Source organism: Enterobacter cloacae complex sp. P40C2 (assembly GCF_014930695.1).
Classification (GTDB): Bacteria; Pseudomonadota; Gammaproteobacteria; order Enterobacterales; family Enterobacteriaceae; genus Enterobacter; species Enterobacter pasteurii.
In genome coordinates this window covers 44,807-69,496 of record NZ_JADBRP010000005.1, presented here as the reverse complement: position 1 = coordinate 69,496, position 24,690 = coordinate 44,807, and the positions used below count along the sequence as shown (strand labels likewise).

General features: G+C 61.0%; 7 protein-coding genes. 4 read left to right on the top strand and 3 right to left on the bottom strand.

The features are described 5' to 3' along the window. Window positions 1-83 precede the first annotated feature (83 nt). Both IM304_RS11260 and IM304_RS11255 read right to left on the bottom strand, forming a co-directional pair. Entirely contained in the window at window positions 84-18,089 is an 18,006-nt protein-coding gene (locus IM304_RS11260) for an Ig-like domain-containing protein (protein WP_193361503.1), read from the bottom strand. Between the two features lie 122 nt (window positions 18,090-18,211). Beyond that, window positions 18,212-19,549, bottom strand: coding sequence for a TolC family outer membrane protein (locus IM304_RS11255; RefSeq protein WP_193356473.1), 1,338 nt, complete (start codon window positions 19,547-19,549; stop codon window positions 18,212-18,214). A 735-nt stretch (window positions 19,550-20,284) separates the two neighbouring features. Here IM304_RS11255 and IM304_RS11250 point away from each other — a divergent pair. Continuing rightward, window positions 20,285-21,028 carry a DeoR/GlpR family DNA-binding transcription regulator gene (locus tag IM304_RS11250; protein ID WP_176610377.1) on the top strand — a complete coding sequence of 248 codons (744 nt, stop codon included), beginning with the start codon at window positions 20,285-20,287 and terminating at the stop codon, window positions 21,026-21,028. Between the two features lie 13 nt (window positions 21,029-21,041). After that, the gene (locus IM304_RS11245) at window positions 21,042-22,109 is read left to right on the top strand and encodes an oxidoreductase (RefSeq protein ID WP_193356474.1); all 1,068 of its coding nucleotides are present in this window, start codon (window positions 21,042-21,044) and stop codon (window positions 22,107-22,109) included. Window positions 22,110-22,147: 38 nt separating this feature from the next. On the opposite strand, the gene cybB is transcribed toward IM304_RS11245, so the two are convergent. Next, a complete protein-coding gene (gene cybB / locus IM304_RS11240) occupies window positions 22,148-22,678 on the bottom strand; it encodes a cytochrome b561 (protein ID WP_193356475.1) in 531 nt (176 codons plus the stop codon). A gap of 394 nt (window positions 22,679-23,072) precedes the next feature. On the opposite strand from cybB, the gene IM304_RS11235 reads away from it, so the two are divergent. Beyond that, on the top strand, window positions 23,073-23,735 hold the full coding sequence (locus IM304_RS11235; protein ID WP_193356476.1) for a DUF1120 domain-containing protein: 663 nt from the start codon (window positions 23,073-23,075) through the stop codon (window positions 23,733-23,735). Window positions 23,736-23,993: 258 nt separating this feature from the next. Next, window positions 23,994-24,656: a DUF1120 domain-containing protein gene (locus IM304_RS11230; RefSeq protein WP_193356477.1), complete on the top strand. Its 663-nt coding sequence runs from the start codon at window positions 23,994-23,996 to the stop codon at window positions 24,654-24,656. Window positions 24,657-24,690 lie beyond the last annotated feature (34 nt).

Genomic DNA, 24,690 nt, shown 5'->3' with positions numbered 1-24,690 from the left:
AATAATCTTGTGAAATATAGGGTTATGGCTATTCGTGTAAAGAAACGCAAAAGGCCGCGAGGATCGCTCCCCGCGGCAGGTTTTTACGCAATTAACAGCTGATGATTAGCCAGCAGCGTGGCCAGATCCGTCTGCACGCCGTTCAGCGTCACCAGGGTGGTCGGCGTGAACTGCCCGCCCGCCCCGTCCAGATCAACCTGGATCTCGGTGTTGCTGCCGTTCTGCACCACGCGGATGTAATCGGCGATGTTGCCCGCGCTGCTGTCCAGCGTGGCGACGCCGTTGACATAGCTCGCCGAGCCGCTGCCGGTATAGCCGCTGTCGGACAGCAGGTCGCGCAGGTCAATGCGATCCGTATCCGCCGTCCCCTCCCAGGTACCGACGGTGAAGCCGTTGACCACATCGCTGCCGTTCCCGCCGGTAGCGTCAGAGGCGCTGATCAGCTTATAGAGCAACGTGTCGTGACCGCCGCTGCCGATGTTGAAGGTGTCGTTACCGCCGCGACCTTCGAACTGGTTATCACCACTGTTGCCGGTAATGACGTCGTCGTAGTCAGAGCCGTTGATCCCTTCAATATTGAGCAGTCGTGACGTACCGAACCCGGTGTCCTGCGCGGTTGAGAGGCGCAAATCGACGGTTACGCCGGACGTGGCGTTGCGGTAATCCACCACGTCCATTCCGCCGGTGTTGCTCCAGGTGTCATAGTCGGAATGGGTATTCCAGCCGCCGGAGCCGTTGTAGGTATAGGTGCCATCCTCCGCGATAAAGGTGTCGTTATACCCGGTACCGGTAATCGTTCCGCTGTGGCCGCCGGTGGCCGCTTCGGCGGTGAGCACGTAGCCCTCTTTGCCGTTGCCCGCCTCCAGGCCGCTCCAGGTGACGTTATCCGACGCGCCGTTGGTGATTTTCACGATCTCTGCCGAGTAGGTCTCGTTCGGATCCAGGCCGTAGAAGCTCACCAGCGCGGAGGTATCGTTCGAACCAATACCGGACTGGGCGTTGATGATCTGCGAGGCCACCAGCACGCCCGCGGCGTTGTACAGGTTGACCGTATTGCCGTAGTAGGCGTTGATGCCTTCGCTGTCGACAATATGCAGATGCATCGCGGTACCGTCCGCAATGGTCTTGCTGTTTTGCACCAGCACCACCTTGCCGTTTTGCTGCGAGACCAGCAGGTCCTTCGCGCCGTCCCAGTTGTAGTCCACTGCGGCCACGCCGGTAACGTTAGCAAGCCCTGACGCCAGCTGGCTGGAGGTCCAGCTTGAGCCGTAGCCGTTGTTGGTGAACAGCGTCGCGGTCTGCGAGCCGCCGTAGGTGCTGAGCTTAACGATGTCCATCTGCCCGTCACCGTTCCAGTCTACCGCCACCGACAGATAGCCCGCGGAGGCGTTAGAGGCCTCAACCGCGCTCTTGGTGGTGGACAACTGTCCTGCACCGTTGTTGTAGTAAATCACCCCACCGGTGTTGTTGTAGCTGCTGCCCAGGTACAGATCCATGTAGCCATCACCGTTGAAGTCCGCCCACGTCATGGACGCCGCCGTGGTGGTATTCGCCGCGTTCACCACAAACACGTTGGTCATGTTCTGGCCGATGGACAGCGTACCGTTGCCGTTGTTGTTAATCACGGTAAGCGAGTACGCGCCGCTGCGGTTGGTGTGCTGCACAATATCCACCGTGCCGTCGTTGTTCAGGTCGACGCCGGAAATCTCGCGCCCGGAATCAAACTGACCGTAGAACCCGCCCTCACCGCCGGTGCCATCCGGCGACAGAACGCCGTTGTTGTTCACCAGGTAGGTCAGGGAGTCCATACCGGCATCGCCGTAGGCCAGGTCCAGATAGCCATCCCCGGTTTTATCGTACGCCATCACCCCGCCGTACCAGATGGTGGTTCCCATCGCCAGCTGGCTGGCGTTATAGGTGCTGCCATCGTAGGTCCACATCACCTGCGTGGAGCCGGCGTAGGTGTTCTCCGTCGCGAAGATATCCTGCGTGCCGTTACGGTCGAAGTCGGCGGCGGTCTGGCTCACCACGTAGTAACCGCGGGTATTGCTCAGCGTATTTCCGGCATAGGTCGAGCTATCGCTGCTGGAGTAAGACTGGCTGTTAGCGATGATGCTCCACAGGCCGCTGCTGTTCGTGCCGACGGTCATGGTCGAGTTGTTGCTGTTCCCCGCCGTGGTCGCCCAGTCGGTATTCACCGTGGTGGTATCGATCACCAGGCTGCCGGTCGCCGTGCCGGTGGTATTGCCGTTGCCCGCGCTGCTCTTGACCTGCGCCGTGACGTCGTAGCTCGCCACGCTAAGGGCATCGCCGTCCGGGATCTGCAGATACCAGGTGTTGTGATCCGGATCGACGACGACCGCGCCGCCGGTCTGCGAGGTATAGGTTTTACCGTTCACCGTCACCACCAGATATTCACCGTTCACCAGGTCTGCGGATACCGTACCGCTGACAATCGGCGTGGTATCGGAGGTGGTCTGGGCGGTAATCGCCGCCGTGGTGGTCGGTACGCTGGTATCGACGTTCAGCACAAACCCGTCCGATTCCGTGTAGTTACCGGCTTTATCGGTGACGCGCACAATGTAGGTGTGGTTGCCATCGCTCAGGCCGTTGTCCTGGAAGGACCAGCTGGCGCTGCCGTTCATGGTCACCTGACCAAGCAGGATCCCGTCACGGTAAAGCTGCACAATTTCACCGTCCTCCGGGGCGCGGTTGAGGGTACCGTTAATCAGCGGCGAGGTATCATCCGTCGCGACTGACGCGCCGTAGGTGCCCTGACGTTCGCCTTCCCCGTCGGTGTAGCTGACCACCGTTCCCACCGTGTCAGGCGGCGTGGTATCCACCGTCACGATCTGAGAAGCGGTCGAGCCAACGTTGCCCGCCTGGTCAACAATCCGCACCTGATAAGCGTAATCCCCGTCAGGCAGATCGCGGGTATCGGTGTAGCTCCAGCGCTGGTTCGTCACCGAAGCGTCAATCCACGTATTGCCGCCGTCGAGGCTGATCTGCACCCGCTCGTCGCCTGCAAGCGCGCTGCCGAGCGAGCCGTTGAGGGTCAGGGTGGTGTCCATGGTGATGAAATCACTGCCGGACTGCCCGGTGTCGTCGCTGATGCTGTCGATGGTGATGCCGTACTGCGGCGCCTGCGTGTCCACCGTTACCGCCTGCGACGTGGTAGCGCCGACGTTCCCCGCCTGGTCGACGACTCTCACCTGGTAACTGTAGCTACCGTCGGTCAGCGTGCGCGTGTCGCTATAGCGCCACTGCGTGCCGCTCACGGTGGCGTATACCCAGGTGGTGCCGCCGTCCATGCTTACCTGCACGTACTCTCCCGCCCCCAGCTCCGCCCCGAGCGTGCCGTTGAGGGTGTACGAGGTCGAGCTGGTCAGGAAATCGTTGTTATCGAAGCCGGTATCCACGGTGATGTTATCCACGGTCACCGTAATCGCGGCATCTGGCGCCACCGTATCGACGGTCACCTGCTGATGCGCGCTGGCGCCCACGTTGCCCGCCGCATCGACCACCCGCACGTAGTAGTCATAGGTCTGGTTACCCAGCGTGCGTCCGTCCACGTAGTACCAGCTGTTGCCGGTGACGATAACGTTCTGCCAGGTTACGCCGCCGTCGATGCTGATCTGGGCATATTCGCCGTCAGCCAGCGTCGCGCCCAGCGATCCGCGCAGCGTCAGCGAGGTATCGTTGGTGATAAAGTCGCTGCTGCTCAGACCGGTATCGTCGCTGATGCTGTCGATAGCGATCGTTTTGCTGGCGTCCGGCGCTACGGTATCAATCGTGACAACCTGGCTGGTCATCGCGCTGACGTTCCCCGCGTCGTCAATCACCCGCAGCTGGTAGTTGTAGTCGCCGTCGGCAAGCGTGCGGCCGTCCACATACGTCCAGCTCAGCCCGCTCACGCTCACGTCGGTCCAGGTCACGCCGCCGTCGAGGCTGATCTGCGCGTGGTCGCCGCTGCCGAGCGCCGCCCCGAGCGTGCCCTTCAGGCTGATTTGGGTGTCGCTGGTGATAAAGTCGCTGCCGGACAGGCCGGTATCCTGCGAAACGGCATCCACGGTTATGGTCGTTGCCGCAGGCTTCGTCAGGTCAATCACCACGTCCTGGCTGTCCGTTGCCCCCACGTTCCCCGCGTTATCAATTACCCGCACCTGGTACGCGTAGGTACCGTCGGTCAGCGTGCGACCATCCGCGTAACGCCAGCTGGTCCCGGTGACGGTCAGGTCAGTCCAGGTCGCGCCGCCGTCGAGGCTGATCTGCGCCTTCTCGTTATTGCCGAGCGCCGCCGTCAGCGAGCCGTTGACCACCACCTGGCCGTCGTTAGTGATGAAATCACTCGCGCTCAGGCCGGTGTCGTTTTGCAGGGAATCAATGCTGATGCCCATTGACGGCGCGGTCAGATCCACGGTGACGGTGTGGCTGTCGCTGGCGGCGTTGCCGATGGCATTGCTCACCTGAGCGTTGATAACGTACGAGCCGCCGTCCGCCAGCGCGGTCACGTCCGCGCTACCGAGCGTATAGCACCAGCTGCCGTCCGCCTGCACGGTGGCGGTATAGGTTTTGCCGTTCAGCGTGATGGTCACCGTCTGGCCAGCAGGCGCGTCGGTGGTCCCGCTGATAACCAGCGGCGTGCCGTGCTCGGCGGCGTTAACGATGTCGTCCTGCGCAAATGTGTTGATGCCGATCGTCGGCACGTCGCCGTTCAGCGTCACGTCGCGCGATGCGCTGCCGGGGTTCCCCGCCTTATCGCTCACCGAGGCGGTAATGGTGTACTCCCCGTCGGTCAGGCCGAGGAAGTCGCGGCCCGGCACGAAGACCGACCACGCCCCGTCCGCCGCGACGGTCGCCTGGTAGCTGTGCCCGTTGAAGGAGACGGTGACCGTCTGCCCCTGCTCCGCCGTGGTGGTGCCGCTGATGGTCTGGCCCGCCAGCTGCTCGGCGTTGTTCACAATATCGTCATCGGCGACGGTGCTGATGGTCACGGTTGGCGCCGTGGTGTCTACCGTTAAGGTATGCGTGGTCTGGCCGTTATTCCCGGCTTTGTCGTTAACCGAGGCGGTCACCGTCAGCGCGCCGTCGCTCAGGGCAGCCAGGTCGGCGGCAGGAACGTCGAGCGCCCAGGTGCCGTCGTTTGCCACAGTGGCGGTATAGGTTTTCCCACCCAGCGTAACGGTGACGGTCTGGCCCGCCTCCGCGCTGGAGGAGCCGCGAACGGTCAGCGGCTGCTGCGCTTCCGCCGCGTTCAGCACGTCATCCCCTGACAGCGCTGCAATGCTCACCACCGGCGCGGTGGTATCCACGCTGATGCCGTGCGTGGCCGAAGCGCCGTTGCCCGCGCTGTCGTGCGCCGATACAGAAACCTGATAACGCGCGCCGTCCGCCAGCGCGCCGACGTCCGCAGCCGGAACGGTGGTAGTCCACGAGCCGTCGCTCTGGATGGTGGCCGTATAGCTCTTGCCGTTGAGGGTCACGGTAACCTGCGTACCGCTGGCAAACTGCGCGCTCGACCCGCTAATCACCAGCGCGTTGCCCGCTTCCGCGGCGTTAATAACGTCATCGCCGCCGATAGCGTTCACCGTCAGCGCGACGGAGGCCGTGTTCACGATGACGTCGTGGGTCCGGGTGCTGCTGTTGCCCGCGCTGTCGGTGATGGTCGCGCTGAGGGTCACGGTGCCGTCGTTGAGCGCAGAAATCACGCTGGCCGGAACGCCCACGCTCCAGTTACCGCTGGCGTCAACGGTGGTGGTGTACTGGCTCGTACCTAAGGTGATGACCACCTTATCGCCGACGTTCGCGCCGGTTGCCGTGCCGCTGACGATCTGCGCCTGCGCGTGCTCCACGCTGTTAATAACGTCATCGCCCGCCACGACGTTAAAGCTGACGGTCGGCGGCGTGGTGTCCAGCGTAATCGCCTTGCTCGCGCTGCCCGGGTTCCCCGCGGAATCGCTGACGCTCGCCTGGATCGTATAGCCGCTGTCGGCCAGTGCGAAAAGATCTGCGGATGGCACGATGACGCTCCAGGTGCCGCCCTGCTGAACCTGCGCGGTATAGCTGTTGCCGCCGAGCGTCACGGTCACCGTTTGCCCGACTTCGGCCGTTGTCGTACCGGAAACCGTCACACCGGCTTCGGCTTCAGCGCCGTTGATCACGTTATCGCCCGCAACCGTATCAATAGTCACGGCTGGCGCGGTGGCATCCACGCTGTACTCGCGGCCCGCGGACGCGCTGTTGCCGTGCGCGTTGGTGACGCTCACCTGCACGCTGGCGTCGCCGTCCTTCAGGCCCGCCAGATCCGCAGAAGGCACGGTTGCCGTCCAGTTACCGTCAGCATCCACTTTCGCGGTATATGTCTTGCCGCCGAAGATAATGGTGACGGTCTGGTTTTCTTCCACGTTAGTCGTGGCACCAGAAAGCACCAGATCCGCCCCTTTCTCCGCCGCGTTAATCACGTCGTCAGCGGCAATGGCATCGATGCTTATAGCCACTGCTGACAGATCGACGGTCACGTCGTGGCTGATGGAGACCGGGTTGCCCGCGCTGCTCTGTCCCGCCACGGTGACGGTGACCGTACCTGCGGCCAGGGCGCCTACGTCTGCCGCGGGGATTGCCGCGCTCCATGTGCCGTCTGCCAGTACGGACGCCGCGTAGGTTTTGCCGTTGAGGGTCACGGTGAGCGTAGTGCCCGCCGCCAGCCCGTCGCTGGAGCCGGTGACGATCAGGTTTTGAGTATGTTCAATGCTGTTGATCACATCGTCGCCCGCCACTACGTCGACGCGCAGTCCCGGCAGGCTGGCGTCAATGACGATCTCGCGCTCGCCCGTGCCGGTGTTGCCGTGGCCGTTGGTGACGGAGGCTGACACGGTCAAATCGCCGTTGCCGAGCGCCGTCAGGACGGACTCCGGCACGCTTACCGACCAGGTGAGATCGCGCTGTACCGTGGCGGTATACGTGTTACCGCCCACGGATACGGTCACGGTATTACCCGCTTCGGCGTTTGCCACGGTGCCGCTGATGGTCTGGCCGGTAGCCACTTCTGCGGCGTTGATGACGTTGTCGCCCGCCACGGTGTTGATGGTGACGGCCGGCAGCGCGGTGTCCACCAGCAGGTTCGCGGTGTTGCTTACGCTGTTGCCCACGCCGTTAGTCGCGGTCGCGCTCAGGGTGTAATTGGCCTGGCCCAGGCCCGCCAGATCCGCCGCCGGGACCGTCAGGCTCCAGGTGCCGTCCGCCGCCGTCGTCGCCGTGTAGTTTTTCCCGTTCAGGGTCACGGTGACCGTGGTGCCTTGCGCCAGGTTAGCGCTGGTGCCGCTCACGCTCAGGTCCTGACCTTTTTCCATCGCGTTCAGCACATTATCGCCGCTGATGGCGCCAAAGTTAACGGACGGCAGGCCGGTGTCGACGGTCACGCTGTGGGTGCCGGTGCCGGTGTTGCCCGCCGCGTCGGTGACGGACGCCGTGACGGTCACGGTGCCGTCGCTTAGGCCGGAAATGACGCTGGCCGGAACGCCCACGCTCCATTTACCCGCCGCGTCCAGCACGGTGGTGTAGGTCTGGCCGCCAATGGTGACGGTGACCTTGTCGCCCGCCGCCGCACCGGTAGCGGTGCCGCTGACGATCTGCGCCTGAGCGTGCTCGGTGACGTTAATGACGTCATCGCCTGCAACGGCGTTGATGGTCACCGCCGGAACGGTCACGTCCACCGTCAGGTTGTGGTCAACGGAGGCCGGGTTACCGGCTTTATCGCTCACGGAGGCCGTCACGGTCACGCTGCCGTCCGTTAAGCCAGCAAGGTCGGCCGCCGGAACGTTCAGCGTCCAGCTGCCGTCTGAGCCTACCGCTGCGGTGTAGTCCTTGCCGTTCAGGCTCACGGTCACCGTCTGGCCCGCTTCGGCGGTGCTGGTGCCGGAGATCGCCAGATCAGACTGCGCTTCCGCGGCGTTCAGGATATCGTCAGCCGCAATCGTGCTGATGGTTACTGACGGCGCGGTTGCATCCACGCTGTACTCGCGTCCCGCCGAGGCGCTGTTGCCGTTGACGTTGGTCACGCTCGCCTGCACGCTGGCGTCGCCGTCCTTCAGTCCCGCCAGATCCGCAGACGGCACGGTATAGGTCCAGTTGCCGCTGTCATCGACGGTGGTGGTGTAGATTTTACCGTTCAGGCTCAGGGTGACGGTCTGCCCGGCCTCCACGTTGGTGGTAGCGCCAGAGAGCACCAGATCCGCCCCTTTCTCCGCCGCGTTAATCACGTCGTCGGCGGCAATGGCGTTGATGCTGATGGCAACGGCCGCGAGATCCACGGTGACGTCGTGGCTGATGGTAATCGGATTCCCCGCCGCGCTGTCGCCGGTAACGCTGATTTTGACGGTGCCTTCCGGCCACGCGCTCACGTCCGCGGCCGGAACCGCCGCGCGCCAGGTGCCGTCTGCCAGCACCGTTGCGGAATAGTCTTTGCCGTTGACGGTCACGGTGAGCGCGGTGCCCGGGGCCAGGCCGTCGCTGGAGCCGGTGACGATCAGGTTCTGGTTATGCTCGATGGTGTTGATCACGTCATCGCCCGCCACGGTGTCCACGCGCAGGCCCGGCAGATTTGCGTCGATAGCGATCTCGCGCTCGCCCGCGCCGGTGTTGCCGTGGCCGTTGGTAACGGCTGCGGTTACGCTCAGGCTGCCGTTGCCCAGCGCGGTCAGAACGTCAGACGGCACGCTTACCGACCAGCTGAGATCGCTCTGCACCGTGGCGGTATACGTGTTGCCGCCAATCGTCACGGTCACCGTATTGCCCGCTTCGGCGTTCGCCACGGTGCCGCTGATGGTCTGGCCTGCCGCCACTTCCGCGGCGTTGATGACGTTGTCGCCCGCCACGGTGTTGATGGTGACGGTCGGCAGCGCGGTGTCCACCAGCAGGTTCGCGGTGTTGCTCACGCTGTTGCCCACGCCGTTAGTCGCGGTCGCATTCAGGGTGTAGTTCGCCTGGCCCAGTCCCGCCAGATCGGCGGCCGGAACCGTCAGGCTCCAGGTACCGTCTGCCGCCGTGGTGGCCGTATAGTTTTTCCCGTTCAGGGTCACGGTGACCGTGGTGCCTTGCGCCAGGTTAGCGCTGGTGCCGCTCACGCTCAGATCCTGACCTTTCTCCACCGCGTTCAGCACGTTATCGCCGCTGATGGCGCCGAAGTTAACGGAAGGCAGGCCGGTGTCGACGGTCACGCTATGGGAGCCGGTGCCGGTGTTGCCCGCCGCATCGGTGACGGACGCCGTGACGGTCACGGTGCCGTCGCTGAGGCCGGAAATGACGCTGGCCGGAACGCCCACGCTCCAGTTACCCGCCGCATCCAGCACGGTGGTGTAGGTCTGGCCGTCAATGGTGACGGTGACCTTGTCGCCCGCCGCCGCGCCGGTGGCGGAACCGCTGACGATCTGCGCCTGGCCGTGTTCCGCCACGTTAATCACGTCATCGCCCGCAATAACGTTAATGGTTACCGCCGGAACGGTCACGTCCACCGTCAGGTTGTGGTCAACCGAGGCCGGGTTACCGGCTTTATCGCTCACGGAGGCCGTCACGGTCACGCTGCCGTCCGTTAAGCCTGCAAGATCGGCCGCCGGAACGTTCAGCGTCCAGCTGCCGTCTGAGCCTACCGCTGCGGTGTAGTCCTTGCCGTTCAGGCTCACGGTCACCGTTTGCCCCGCTTGCGCGGTGCTGGTGCCGGAGATCGCCAGGTCAGACTGCGCTTCGGTGGCGTTCAGGATGTCGTCTGCCGCAATCGTACTGATGGTCACGGACGGCGCGGTAGCGTCCACGCTGTACTCGCGGCCCGCCGAGGCGCTGTTGCCGTTGACGTTGGTCACGCTCACCTGCACGCTGGCATCCCCGTCCTTCAGTCCTGCCAGATCGGCGGACGGCACGGTGGTGGTCCATTTGCCCTGCGCGTCAACGGTTGCGGTATAGGTTTTTCCGCCAAAGCGTATCGTGACGGTCTGATTTTCTTCCACGTTACTGGTGGTGCCGGACAGCACCAGATCCGCGCCTTTCTCCGCCGCGTTAATCACGTCGTCGGTGGCGACGGCGTCGATGCCGATCGCCACGGCCGCCAGATCCACCTTCACGTTATGGTCGATGGAAACCGGGTTGCCCGCGCTGCTCTGGCCCGCCACGGTCACGGTCACCGTGCCTGCTGCCAGGTCGGCCACGTCCGCCGCCGGGATCGCCGCGCGCCAGGTGCCGTCTGCCAGCACGGTGGCCGCATAGGTTTTACCGTTCAGGGTGACCGTCAGCGCGGCGCCCGCGGCCAGGCCATCGCTGGAGCCCGTCACGATCAGGTTCTGCCCGTGCTCGATGCTGTTGATCACGTCATCGCCCGCCACGGTGTCCACGCGCAGGCCCGGCAGATTTGCGTCTATAACGATTTCGCGCTCGCCGGAACCGGTGTTGCCCACGCCGTTGGTGACGCTGGCTGACACCGTTAAATCGCCGTTGCCCAGCGCCTTCAGCACCGCTTCGGGCACGTCGACGGACCAGGTCAGGTCGCTCTGCACCGTTGTGGTCCAGGTGTTGCCGCCAGCGGTGACCGTCACGGTATTGCCCGCCTCGGCATTTACCACCGTTCCGCTGAGGGTCTGGCCTGCGGCCAGCTCGGCGGCGTTAATCACATCGTCGCCCGCCACGGCGTTAATGGTGACGCCGGGCAGGACCGACTCCACGCTAATCCCGTGCGAGGTGCTGGCGCTGTTGCCCACGCTGTCCGTGGCTGATGCAGTGACGGTGTAAAGGGCTTCACCCAGCTGGCCCACTTCGCTCGCCGGAACCGTGGTCGTCCATTTTCCGCTGTTATCAACCGTGGCGCTGTAGGCTTTGCCGTTCAGCACTACGGTCACCGCTGCACCCGCCGCCAGGCCGGTTGCGCTGCCGGAGATCGCCAGATCCTGCGCTTTTTCGGCGCTGTTGACGACGTCATCGTCGGAAACGGTGTCGATGGTCAGCACCGGCGCGGTGAGGTTGACCTCAACGTCGCGGGTAGCGCTGCCGCTGTTTCCGGCTTTGTCGGTCAGCGCCGCGGTGATAGCGTGATCCCCGGCGGCCAGAGCGCTAACGTCTGCCGCAGGCACGCCCACGCTCCAGCTGCCGGAGGCATCCAGGGTGGCGGTGTAGGATTTGTTATTGAGGGTGACGGTAACCACATCGCCCGCTGCCGCGCCGGTGACGGAGCCTGTCACAATCAGCGCCTGCGCATGCTCAACGCTGTTGATGACGTCATCATCCGAAACGGCATGAATGGTCAGCTGCGGCACCGTGGTGTCGACCAGCACATCGCGGTCTGCCGAGGCCGGGTTACCCGCCTTATCAGACACGCTGGCGCTGAGAGCGTAGCTGCCGTCGGAAATCGCACCCAGATCCGCGGACGGTACGGTGACGCTCCAGGTGCCGCCTGCCTGCACGGCGGTGGTGTAGCTTACGCCGTTCAGGGTGACGGTGACGGTCTGGCCCGCTTCGGCGTTAGTGACGCCGTTAACGACCAGATCCTGCTGCGCTTCTGCGGCGTTGATAATGTTGTTGCCGCTGACGATCTCAATGGAGAGGGTTGGCGCGGTGGCGTCCACGCTGTATTCACGCCCCGCCGAGGCGCTGTTGCCGTTCACGTTGGTGACGCTCACCTGCACGCTGGCATCCCCGTCCTTCAGGCTGCCGAGGTCGGCTGACGGCACGGTCGCCGTCCAGTGGCCGCTCGCGTCCACGGTGGCGGTGTATGACCTGCCGCCAAAGGTGATGTGGACGGTCTGGTTTTCTTCCACGTTGGTGGTGGTGCCGGACAGCACCAGATCCGCGCCTTTTTCCGCGGCGTTAATCACGTCGTCCGCGGCAATCGCGTCAACGCTGATGGCCACCGCCGCCAGATCGACCTTCACGTCATGGCTGATGGAGACCGGGTTACCCGCCGTGCTCTGGCCTGTGACGGTCACGGTGACCGTGCCCGCGCCAAGCGCGCTCACGTCCGAGGCCGGAATGGCCGCTGTCCAGGTGCCGTCGGCCAGCACCGTCGCCGCATAGTTTTTACCGTTTACGTTCACCGACAGCGCGGTGCCGCTTGCCAGCCCCTCGCTGGAGCCGGTGATAATCAGGTTTTGCGCATGTTCAATGCTGTTGATAACGTCGTCACCCGCTACGGTGTTTACGCGCAGGCCCGGCAGGCTGGCGTCGATGGTGATGTCGCGCGCGCCGGAGCCGGTGTTGCCCACGCCGTTGGTAACGCTGGCGGACACGGTCAAATCGCCGTTACCGAGCGCGGTAAGCACGTCGGACGGCACGTTGACCGACCAGCTTAAGTCGTCCTGAACCGTGGCGGTAAAGCGGTTGCCGCCCACAACAATCGTGACAGTGTCACCGCTCGCCGCCCCGCTGACCTTTCCGCTCAGGGTCTGCCCGGAGGCGACCTCCGCCGCGTTGATCGTATCGTCAATCGCCACCGCGTTGATGGTCACCGTCGGCAGCGCGCCGTCAACCCGCACGCTGTGGTCGGCGCTCGCGCTGTTGCCTGCGGCATCGGTCACGCTCGCCGAGACGGTATAGCCCGCTTCGCCCAGCGCCGAGACGTTGGCCGCCGGAACGGTAACGCTCCAGCTGCCGCTGGCGTCGGTAGTTGCGGCGTAGCTTATGCCGTTCAGGGTTACCGTAACGGCGGTATTGGCCGGCTGGTTGCTGGTGCCGGTGAGGAGCAGATCCTGGCCTTTCTCCGTCGCGTTAATCACGTCGTCGTTCGCGACGGTATCGATGGCGATAGTCGGCGCGGTCAGGGAGACGTCAACATTGTGCGCTGCGGTGGAGCTATTGCCCGCTTTATCCGTAATCGTGGCGGTAATGGTCTGGCCGCCGTCCGCCAGCGCGCCCACGTCCGCCGCCGGCACGCCCACGCTCCAGCTGCCGGACGCGTCCAGCATCGCGGTGTAGTCTTTGCCGTTCAGGGTAACGGTGATGACGTCGCCCGCCTGCGCGCCCGTTACCTTACCGGAAACGATCAGCGCCTGGCCGTGCTCGGCAATATTAACGATGTCGTCGCCCGCCACGATGTTGAACGTAATCTGCGGAACGGTGGTGTCGACCAGCACCGAGGAGCCCGCGCTAGCCGGGTTGCCCGCCTTATCGGCAACGGTGGCCGTAACCGCGGCGTTACCGTCGGCGATACCCGTCAGATCGGCCGCCGGAACGTCGAGCGTCCAGCGCCCGTCCGCCTGTACCTGCGCGGTGTACTGATTACCGTTGAAGGATACCGTTACCGTCTGGCCCGCTTCGGCGCTGCTGGTGCCGCTCAGGGTCAGATCCTGCGCCGCTTCCGCCGCGTTCAGTATGTTGTCGCCGCTGATGGGATCGACTGCGATCGCCGGCGCGGTGGTATCCACGCTGAATTGCCGTGCGGAAGACGCCGCGTTGCCGTTTACGTTGGTCACGCTCGCCTGCACGCTGGCGTCGCCGTCCTTCAGGCCGCTCAGATCCGCCGCCGGAACGGTGGTGGTCCAGCTGCCGTTCGCCTCAACGGTGGCGGTATAGGTTTTACCCGCAACGGTGATGGTCACGGTCTGGCCCGCCTCGACGCCGGCGGTGGTGCCGGAAAGCACGAGGTCGGCTCCCTTTTCCGCCGCGTTCAGCACGTTGTCAGCGGTGACGCTGTTGATGCTGATGGCGACGGGCGACAGATCGACGTCAACAAGCGCGCCGATGGTCACCGGGTTGCCGGAAGCGTCCTTCGCGCTGGCGCTGATGGCGAGCGAACCGTCCGCCCACCCGGAAACGTCCGCCGCCGGCACCGCGGCCTGCCAGGTGCCGTCCGCCAGCACCGTCGCAGAATAGTCCTTGCCGTTAATCGTGACGGTCACCGCGCTGCCCGCCGCCAGGTCGGTGCTGGTACCGGAGACGATCAGGTTCTGGCCGTGTTCGATGACGTTGATGACGTCATCGCCCGCCACGGTATCGATCCGCAGCCCCGGCAGCTGGGCGTCAATCGTAAACGCCAGCGACGACGTTCCGGTATTGCCGTGCCCGTTCGTGACGCTGGCAGATACGGTCAGATCGCCGTTGCCGAGCGCGTTCAGCTGGGCTGCGCTTAACGGCAGGCTCCAGCTCAGATCGTCCTGTACGGTAGCGGTATAGGCCTGTCCGCCCAGCACAATAGTGACAGTGTCACCTGACGCGGCGTTGGTAACATGGCCGGTCAGGGTTTGCCCCGCCGCCAGCTCCGCCGCGTTCACCACGTTATCGCCCGCCAGGACGTTAATGGTGACTCCCGGCAGCGAGCTGTCCACCTGCACGTCGTGAGCGGCAGACGCGCTGTTGCCCACGCCGTCGGTGATGCTGGCGGTCACGGTGTACTGCGCTTCGCCCAGCGCGCTGACGGCGGACGCGGGAACGGTGACGCTCCAGCTGCCGCTGGCGTCGGTGGTGGCCGCGTAGTGAATGCCGTTCAGGGTCACGGTGACGGTGGTCCCGGCTGGCTGGTTGCTGGTCCCGGTAATCTGCAACGCTTCGCCTTTTTCAGCGGCGTTGATCACGTCGTCTACGGCCAGCGTGTTGATGGCGACGTCAGGAATGCCGGTATTTACCACCACGTCCACCGCGCTGCTGCCCGTATTGCCGGACTGGTCAGTTACGGAGACGCTGATGGTCCAGGTGCCGTCGGCCAGCCCCTGCACCACGGATGCAGGCAGGCCGAGGCTCCAGCTGCCCGCGGCGTCAACCACGGTGGTGTATTCCACGCCGTTGAGGGTAATGGTCACCAGGTCGCCCGCCGCCGCGCCGGTCACGGAGCCGCTCAGGATCTGCGCCTGCGAATGCGCGTCGTGGTTGACGGTGTTGGTGGGGGTGACAAAGTCGTTAATCGTCACCTGCGGCACGGTGGCATCCACCAGGCCGACGCGGTCCGCGCTGCTGGTGTTGCCCGCCACGTCGCTCACGGTGGCCGTCACGGTGAGGTTACCGTCGTTCAGCGCGCCAGCGTCGGCGGTCGGAACGCTCAGCTGCCAGCTGCCGTCCGCCTGCACGGTGGTCTGGTACGATTTGCCGTTCAGCGTCACGGTGACCGTCTGGCCCGCCTGCGCGCTGCTGGTGCCGCTGACGATCAGGTCCTGCTGTGCTTCTGCCGCATTGATGATGTTATCGTCGGTCAGGTTGTTAATGGTTATGGTCGGCGGCTGCGTATCCACCGTCACCACGCGGGCCGCATCGGCGCTGTTGCCGCTGGCGTTCGTCACGCTGGCGCTAATCTGCGCGCGGCCGTCGATCAGGGTTTCCATGGCGCTGGCGGGCACGGTCAGGCTCCAGGTGCCGTCCTGCTGTACCTGCGCGGTAAAGGTCTGGTCAGCAAATTTGACCACCACGGTCTGGCCTGCTTCCACGCCCTGCGTCTGGCCGGACAGGGTCAGATCGCTGCCTTTTTCCGCCGCGTTGAGCAGGTCATCGCCTGAGACAACGTCAATAGTGACCGCCACGGCGTTCAGGTCCAGCTCGACGGGATGCTCGGCAGAGACGGTGTTGCCCCAGGCATCCTGCGCGCTGGCGTGTACGACGACGTTGCCCGCCGTCCAGGCCTGGAGATCGGCCGCCGGCACGCCGATCTGCCAGCCGCCGCTGGCGTTAACCACGGCAGGATAGTCGACGTTATTAATGGTGACGGTAATCTGCGCGCCGGCGGGCAGATGGGTGCTGGAGCCGGATACGGTCAGATCCTGCTGCTGCTCAATAGCGTTAATGACGTCATCACCGGAGATGGTGTTGACGCGCAGGCCCGGCAGTTCGGCGTTGATGCTGATATCGCGCTCGCCGGTGCCGGTGTTGCCGTGGGCGTTGGTGACGGAGGCGGTGAAGGTCAGTTCGCCATCGCCAAACGCCTTAAGATCCGCTGAAGGGATCGTCACGCTCCAGGTCAAATCGCTGCCGACCTCGGCGGTATAGCTCTTGCCGCCCACGGTAATGGAGACCGTATCGCCCGCCGCCGCGCCGGTTACGCGCCCGCTGAGGGTCTGATCGACAGCCGTTTCGGGATTGTTAACCAGGTTATTGCCCGCAAAGGTATTGACGATCACCTGCGGCAGCGCGGTGTCAACCAGCAGGTTCGCCTCGGCGGAGCCGCTGTTGCCCACGCTGTCGGTGCCGCTCACGCTGACGGTGTAAAGGGTGTTCGCCAGGTTCAGCACGTCGGAGACCGGCACCTGCACGGACCAGACGCCGCCCGCCACCGTGGCCGCATAGCTAACGCCGTTGAGGGTCACGGTGATGGCGCTGCCGTCCGGCAGGTTGCTGGTGCCGGTCAGGCTCAGCGGCTGCATGGCCTCCTGCGCATTCAGGACGTTATCCTGGCTGATGGCGTCGATCGTGAATTCCGGCGGGTTGCCGCTCAGGGTAATATCGCGCGTGGCGCTGCCGGTATTGCCCGCCGCGTCGGTCACGGAAACGGAAATGCCGTGCTTGCCTTCCCCCAGCGCGCCGACGGCGGAGGCAGGAATGCCGACGCTCCAGCTGCCGTCCGCCTGCACCGCACCGGTGAAGGTCTGTCCGCCAACGGTGACGGTCACGATATCGCCAGCGGCCGCACCGTTTGCCTTACCGGAGATAATCTGCGCCTGGCCCTGCTCGCTGGTGTTCAGAATATCGTCGCCCGCGACGGTGTTGATGGTCACTACCGGAGCCGTCGTATCAACGGTAACGTCCGCGGTGGTGGATGCGCCGTTCCCCGCCTTGTCGCTGACGTTAACCGTCAGGGTGTGCTGACCGTTCGCCAGCGACTGCACCTCGCTGGCGGGCAGCGTGACGGACCAGCCGCCATCGCTGCCCACGGTCGCGGTATGGTTTTTACCGTTCAGCGTCACCGTCACGATTTGTCCGGCTTCGGCGCTGGTTTTACCGGTCAGCGTCAGCGGCTGATTATGCTCCGCCGCGTTGATGACGTTGTCCTGCGCGAGAGTATCGACGGAAAGCGTCGGCGCAGCGGTATCCACGCCAATCGTCTGGCTGCCGGTCACGGTGTTGCCCGCCGCGTCTTTGCCGCTGACGTTCACCGTCCAGGTGCCGTCCCCCAGCGCCTGCGCGTCCGCGGCCGGCACGTTCACGCGCCAGCCGCCGTCGGCGCCCACTTCAGCGGTATAGGTTTTGCCGTTCAGCGTAACGGTCAGCGCCGTGCCCTGCGCCAGGTTTTTAGCGCTGCCGGAGAGCGTAAAGCCGGCGGCTTGTTCGCTGGCGTTAATCACGTTATCCCCTGCCGTCGTCGCCAGCGTCACGCTCGCGTCGGCAGTGGTGACGGTGACGGTAATGCTGCCGGCCGCCGTGGTTTTGCTGCCGTCGATCTGCACGACCGACCAGGTATGCTCCCCGTCCTTCTGGGCGGGTAAGGTTACCGACCAGGTGCCGTCTTTGGCGACCATGGCGCTGGCGATGGTGCTTCCGCTGCTGTCTTTGACCTGTATCGTCGCGCCCGGCTGGCCGGTGCCGCTAAAGGTTGGGGTGTTGTCATCCGTGATGGCGTTTGCGCTCAGCACGCCCTGCCTGTCACCCGCGTTGTCCGTAAGCAAGAACGTCGGCGTGGCGCTCTCAACCTCTTTCGTATTATCAATAACCTTAGTTTTGGTTTCACCGTCGCCCCCGCTGGCCAGCAGCGCGCCGATGGCCCCGCCGCCGAGCGCCGCGCCCGCAATCCATCCCCACGGCGCATCGCTCAGCGCGCTTCCCTGCTCCAGGAAAGGTTCAATGCTGCTAATCGGCGCGGCCTGGGCGGTTAATTCGGTCGCGACAGCGCCTGATGCTTCCCCGGCATCGGCAAATGAAATATGCGTCAGCTCCTGGCTATCGTTAAATACCAGTTCGGACTGATTATGGGTTTCCGGATCGTCGACAAAATAGTTATTGCAGCGAATGACGCTGCCGTCTTTCATATAAATAAGGAGGTCTTTTCCCTGGCGGACATAACGCACCACGTCCTGCGCAGAACCCTGAATTTCAATTACGCTCGGCGATGAAATGGAGACCGACAGATTTCCTTCGCCGGTTAATCTCGTTTTTTCTGCCGTCTTGCGAACGATGACATCAACAACTTTTGCGTTACTCATATTCTTCTCCTTGCAGGTGTGCGGATTCCTGTGGATATGTCCACCAGATGGATGTAGCTATCCCTGGGAAAAAACACCCATTTTTTATCAGACCTAATTTGCGCAGGAAGGCGCGTTTTTTATTAACTCAAATCGGGTAATTTTGCGGCTGCGTTCTTCTCTATTCCAATAAGCGGCATCAGGTTATCAACGGCTGCGGCGTAATTAATTGCCGCGCTCCAGCCGTCATATTCAGCAATTATTTTGGCGGAGGTGGCCTGCCACACGTCCTGCTCCACGCTGAGCAAATCGTTAATGCTGCGCTTGCTCAGGGTATATTCGTTTTTATAGACATCCCGGGCGCGCAGCGCATTTTCCAGCTGCCGTTTTCCGGCCTCCATTCGCCCCCGGGCGCCGGTCCAGTCGGCCTGCGCAACGGAGGCTTTTTGCAGCACATCGAAACGGGCCTGATCGACCTGCGACGATGCCATCGCCCGTGCCCCTTCAGCCTGGCGCACGCGTGCCGAGACCGCGCCGCCCTGATAAAGCGGTGCGTCAATGTTGAGCTGGATCTGGTCGTCCCAGTAGGCGCGATTATCGGACTCATACCGGGTTCGGCCCCCCTTCAGGCTCAGGGTTGGCCAGTGCTGCGACTTCGCGGTTTCAACGCCGTACTGGGCTGAACGCTCCATGTTCTGCGCGGCCATCACCGCCGGAATCAGTGAATAATCAATGCGATTGAGCGCGCCGGGCTCCACCGCCAGGCTTCCCGGCACCGGAGAATAGCGTTCAGCCTCAATGCCGGTTAACACCGCCAGCCTCGCGCGGGCGCTGTTCAGTGACGCGTTGTACTGCTCTACCGTCGCCTGCATCCCGGCAATGCGCGTGCGGGTCTGAAGCTCGTCAGAGGTGGAGCTTACGCCTGCGTCGGCGCGCAGCTTCGCCAGCTGTTCCACGTTTTTGAGCGCCTGCACGTTCTCTTTTGCCGCCTGCAGCAGATCGCTGTAGCGTTTGACCTCCACATAGCTGAGGGCCGTTTTTTCCGCCACCTCAGAGAGCGTGCCCATCAGCTGGTAGCGATAGCCGTCACGCTGCGCTGAAGACCGGCTGATGCTGTTGTTGGTCTTGCCAAAATCGTACACCAGCTGCGTCAGGCTCAGCCCCCAGGCGGCGGAGTTGCGCAGCGAGCCGCTTGAATCCGTAGTCTGGCTATGGCCCGTGCTTCCGTTAAGGGATATTTGTGGCATCCAGCCGCTGCGCGCTTCGTCTATTTGTGCCTGACCAATTCCCAGCTGCGCTGCCTGCTGGCTAACCGACGGATCGCGATCGAGCGCGAAAAGAATACTTTCCTTCAGCGTGGTTGCCGCAACGGGAGCAATACCTCCCTGCGCGCTATTTGCATTTGCCGCCGTCGCGGTCAGCGATATTACGACCAGGGAGAGGGATAATCTGAGTAACCTGTTATTGCGCATCATCGTCATAATATCTCCCCCGAATCCAGGTGGTGGCTAAATAATTACCCAAGAAGAGGTACAGATAATTCGACAAATATCTTCTCGCTCCTTCTCGAAAATTTTTAGGTAATAGAGGCCCGCACCCATTTCAAATTGAGATGAGAGCCGTTCTGCGTCTTATTACAATTAAGAATTTACTTAATTATTTATTGATTCGCAGCATAACAAAATGTGATATGAGCAACCACACCCGCAATGTTAACGCGGTGTTACAAGTAAGAAAAAAGATGGGGTTTCTGGACAAATGGCTATAAGACGCCTTTCAGACGAAACATATAAACATGCTGTAATTTAAGGAAAATTCCTAAAGTGTCGCCTGTACATTTTTGGGTTAATTTCATATCGGTTCAGACACAAAGATTTTCAAAGAAGTGTCAGTTTGGGTAATGGAGAGGATATATTTAGATTATTTAACCACAAAAATATAATTATATAGATAATAAACCTGCAAATGCTTTTACAATCAAATCAATACTCCATATTTACCGCCTACCCTGGTTACTTAAACCGAATTTTCAGATAAAACATGTCGATAACAACAAGCGTAAGGGTTAAAAACATGTTTTTTAAGGCTTATTAATGCATTATCAATAATAACGCCATTGAACGGCTTTGCTTAACATCTGTCTCTTACCCATTCCTTTTCCGCCGCGATGCTGTATTATGCGATTTATTGCGACATTTTGCAGGATTCACCGCGCTATGCATAAAACCGCCCGTCAAAAATACGTGCTTGATCTCCTTAGTGAACGAGGCCAGGCCAGCATTACCGAGCTTGCCGAAAAGTTGCAGGTTTCTGCTGATACCATCCGCCGCGACCTGACTGACCTGGAAAACCAGGGGCTGGCGCAGAAAAACCACGGCGGCGCCATCGCGCTGAATCTTTCAACGATGACCCGCCAGAGCAGAAATACCCTGCTGCCTGAAACCAAGCAGCGGCTCGGTAAACGCGTCGCGGAAAGCGTACCGGCGGGTTCAACGCTTTTTCTGGATGCGGGAAGCACGGTGCTGGCCGTTGCTTCTTTTCTTAAGGGACCGTTGACCGTCATTACTACCTCGCTGGATATCGCCCATCACGTCAGCGACCGGGAGGATATCGAACTGATCCTCCTCGGCGGCAGGTGGGACAGGAAGCAGCGCCTGTTCGCCGGTAGCGCCACACTCTCCCTGCTCTCGCGCTATCGGGCAGATATTGCCATTCTTGGCGCATGCGCCATTGATGCGGAGCTGGGCCTGAGCGCCAGCCAGGAAGCGGATGCGGAGGTGAAGCGCGCCATGCTGGCCGCAAGCCAGAGGCACTGGATCGTCGCGGACCATCTGAAGCTCAACCAGTGCGAACCGTATCTGGTGTCGGGGTTATCCAACATACATCAGCTGTTTTTAGATCGTCCCTGGGCCGAGCTTGGGGACCATAGCGCAGTGCAGGTCACCGTTTGCGCGCATTAACGTGGAGAAGGTCATGAGTAAAGTGAAGACAGTAAATATTGCGCTGATCGGCTATGGGTTTGTCGGTAAAACCTTTCACGCCCCGCTGATCCAGTCCGTCGACGGGCTTAAGCTGGCGGTGGTTTCTTCCCGCGATGAGGAGAAGGTAAAACGCGATCTTCCGGACGTGCAGGTGGTGGCTACGCCAGAAGAGGCGATTCAGCATCCTGATGTCGATCTGGTGGTGATTGCCTCCCCTAACGCCACCCACGCCCCGCTGGCGACGCTTGCCCTGAATGCCGGTAAACACGTGGTCGTGGATAAGCCTTTCACCCTCGACATGCAGGAAGCGCGGGACCTGATCGCGCTTGCGGACGAAAAAAGGCTGCTGCTCTCCGTTTTCCATAACCGCCGCTGGGACACCGACTTTCTCGGCATTAAGCAGGTTATTGAGCAAGGCAGCATCGGCAGGGTTAAACACTTTGAATCACACATTGACCGCTTCCGCCCGGAGGTTCGCGTCCGCTGGAGAGAGCAAAACGTTCCCGGCAGCGGCCTGTGGTTCGATTTAGGCCCGCACATGATTGACCAGGCGCTGCAGCTGTTTGGTCTGCCGCAGTCCGTACAGGGCAATATCGCCACTCTGCGCGACGGCGCGGAAATTAACGACTGGGCGCACGTGGTGCTCAATTATCCGGAACACAGGGTGGTGCTTCATTGCAGCATGCTGGTGGCCGGCGGCGTTTCGCGCTTTACCGTACACGGGGACAAAGCCAGCGTGGTGAAGGCGCGTATCGATCGGCAGGAAGCGCAGCTGCTGGCGGGCGTTATCCCGGGAAGCGAAAGCTGGGGCAAGGACAGCGACGATATGGTGCTGTTTAACGCTCAGGGTGAAGCCATTACCCTGCGCACGCCCGACGGCGATCAGCGTCAGTACTACATTAACGTGCGCGATGCGCTGAGCGGTGAAATCGAAAATCCGGTGCGCCCGGTAGAGGCGCTGGCGGTGATGGCGGTGCTGGAAGCGGCGGTTAAATCTTCTGAAACCGGCTCAACGCAGGCGCTGGAATTAACCGCGCAGGAGATTGCGCAGCTTCAGTAACTAGCAAAAAAATGCCCTGCGGTTGCAGGGCATTTCATTCACTGGCGCTTTTTCGGCATCATGCGCAGAAGCGTATTATCCTTCCAGAAATAGTGATGCAGCAGCGCGGCAAACGCGTGCAGGCCAATCACGAAATAGCCCAGATTCGCCAGCGTGACGTGCCACGTCTTGAGCGTATCTACCAGGTCAAAATTTGACTCCGCCGCATGCGGCATCACCATGCCGAAGGCAAACCAGTCATTCCCTCGGCTGTACATCATCACAAGGCCAATCAACGGCAGCGCAATAAACAGCAGATAAATCACCAGATGCCCCAGGTGAGACAGTCCCGTGACCATTGCTTTTGGCTTCGGTTGAATCGGTGGCGCGGGGAACCTGAGGCGAACCAGCAGACGCGCCACCATCAGCACCAGGATACTGATGCCGCAGGAGACATGGATCATATTGATCGTCGGACGCGCGGTGCGCGGGAAGAACCCCCTGAACTCCATGGCGCAGTAGGCGACGATGACCAGCAGAAACACCAGCCAGTGAATGCCGATTTGCAGGCTTGTATATTTTGTGCGCATGTACTTTCCCGATTAAACACAGTTACCGCGCCAACATAATCTCCTTTCCTTAAAAATTCATTAACTTTTCTGTATGTTTACCCGGCCGCTCCCCTCGCATGGCGCCTCTTCGGCTGCCAGTTACATATGCATAGAAGGGTCATTGCCGTAACTAAGTGCGATCCTGTCCGTCCAACGCGACACGCAGAAATGGCTTTTACGTTGTCATTAATTTTCTCGGGTAATATTATTCACTTAAATTTTGTATTCACCGTTAATTATCATTAGAACTTCTAAAATCAACTTTTAAATATAGTTGCTTTGATTTTATAAGCCACCCCAATAATATAATTGCAAGACATGCAATTACGCCTGTCACGTTAAACGCCCATCTTTATATTGTTAAGGAACAACAATGAAAAAAGTCATTTTAGCTTCATTAATCGCGCTGGCTAGCGCCTCAGCTTTCGCAGAACCAACCGCGGTATTAAAAGTACAGGGCACCCTGACGAATGCTGCCTGCTCGCCTTCCATTGGCAATGGGGGTGTTATCGATTACGGTTACATTCGTCTCGGCGAATTATCCGCAACGGAAAATAACAAAATTGGCATGAAGCAGGTTCCGGTAACCATTACCTGTACGGCGCCAACCAAAGTTGGCTTTACCATTCTTGATAACCGCGGCGACAGCAATGCGCAGCTTCCGCTGGATATTGGTGGTAACCTGAACCAGTCTACCAAGTACTATACCTACGGCGTGGGCACCACGACCGAAGGCGTTAAAATCGGTAACTACGGCATGTGGATGACGGATGTTACGGCGGATGGCAACACGGTAGATCCGGTGGCCAATAACCACGACTGGGAAGCGTCTAAGTGGCGTAAAACCGGGATCCCGCGCAGCGACGCGTTTAATACTATCTCCTTTGCGGCAACCGGAACCGAGGCGCCGATTGCTATTACCACGGCTAACTTTAACTTTGTTACTAACCTGACTATCCGCGATACCGCAGCGCTGGCCATTACCGACGACACCCCTCTCGACGGCCAGGCGACGATGACGCTGGTGTACCTTTAATTACACATTGAACTATACCGGTTCAGCGCGTGCCTGAACCGGTACTTTCAACGAAATTATATTCATACCACCAATTAAAAACATTTCATTCATTTTCAACGCATTCGCATTTTATTTTTGCTACAAAATGCATTCAGTTTTAATAAATATACCCAAAACCGAATAATAAATATTATTTCCGCCAGAATGGTAAGGACGCCATCGCTGCGTTCTCTTATCTGCCCCGCAAATATTACAATCACGCAAAGGAAATCAAGGATGAAAAAAGTCATTCTGGCTACAACCATCGCCCTTATTACTTCTTCAGCTTTCGCAGCAAACACTGCCGTTATTAAAGTTGCAGGCACTTTAACCAACGCGGCCTGCACGGCGGAACTCGGTAACGGCGGCGTTATTGATTACGGTTATATTCGCATGGGTGAGTTATCTGAAAGTGCGAATAACAAAATCGGTCAAAAACAGATCCCGGTGACCATTAGCTGCACCGCGCCGACTAAACTGGGCTTCACTATCACCGACAACCGCGGCGACAGCAATGCTCAGCTGCCGGTTGATATCGCCGGTAATTTGAACCAGACGACCAAATATTATACCTATGGCGTAGGCAAAACGGCTCAGGGCGTGAAAATCGGTAACTACGGTATGTGGATGACGGGCATAAGCGTAGACGGCAAGGCTGCAGACAGTATCGGGAATAACCACGACTGGGCTTCAACCAAATGGAAAAAAACGGGCATCCCTCGCAGCGATGCGTTCCAGACTATCGCGTTTGCCGAAACGGGCTCGACTACCCCAATGGCGATTACGAATGTGAACTTTAACTTCGTCACCAATCTGGTGATTTGGGATACCTCAACGCTGGCCATCACCGACGATACCGCGCTGGACGGTCAGAACACCATGACCCTGGTTTATCTGTAAACAAATACGCGTTATTCATGCCGGGTCAGCGGGT

What these genes read in the sequence shown, in the direction of transcription:
- IM304_RS11260 (WP_193361503.1), bottom strand. Translation starts at nt 18,089, where the DNA reads ATGAGTAACGCAAAAGTTGTTGATGTCATCGTTCGCAAGACGGCAGAA.
- IM304_RS11255 (WP_193356473.1), bottom strand. Translation starts at nt 19,549, where the DNA reads ATGACGATGATGCGCAATAACAGGTTACTCAGATTATCCCTCTCCCTG.
- IM304_RS11250 (WP_176610377.1), top strand. Translation starts at nt 20,285, where the DNA reads ATGCATAAAACCGCCCGTCAAAAATACGTGCTTGATCTCCTTAGTGAA.
- IM304_RS11245 (WP_193356474.1), top strand. Translation starts at nt 21,042, where the DNA reads ATGAGTAAAGTGAAGACAGTAAATATTGCGCTGATCGGCTATGGGTTT.
- cybB (WP_193356475.1), bottom strand. Translation starts at nt 22,678, where the DNA reads ATGCGCACAAAATATACAAGCCTGCAAATCGGCATTCACTGGCTGGTG.
- IM304_RS11235 (WP_193356476.1), top strand. Translation starts at nt 23,073, where the DNA reads ATGAAAAAAGTCATTTTAGCTTCATTAATCGCGCTGGCTAGCGCCTCA.
- IM304_RS11230 (WP_193356477.1), top strand. Translation starts at nt 23,994, where the DNA reads ATGAAAAAAGTCATTCTGGCTACAACCATCGCCCTTATTACTTCTTCA.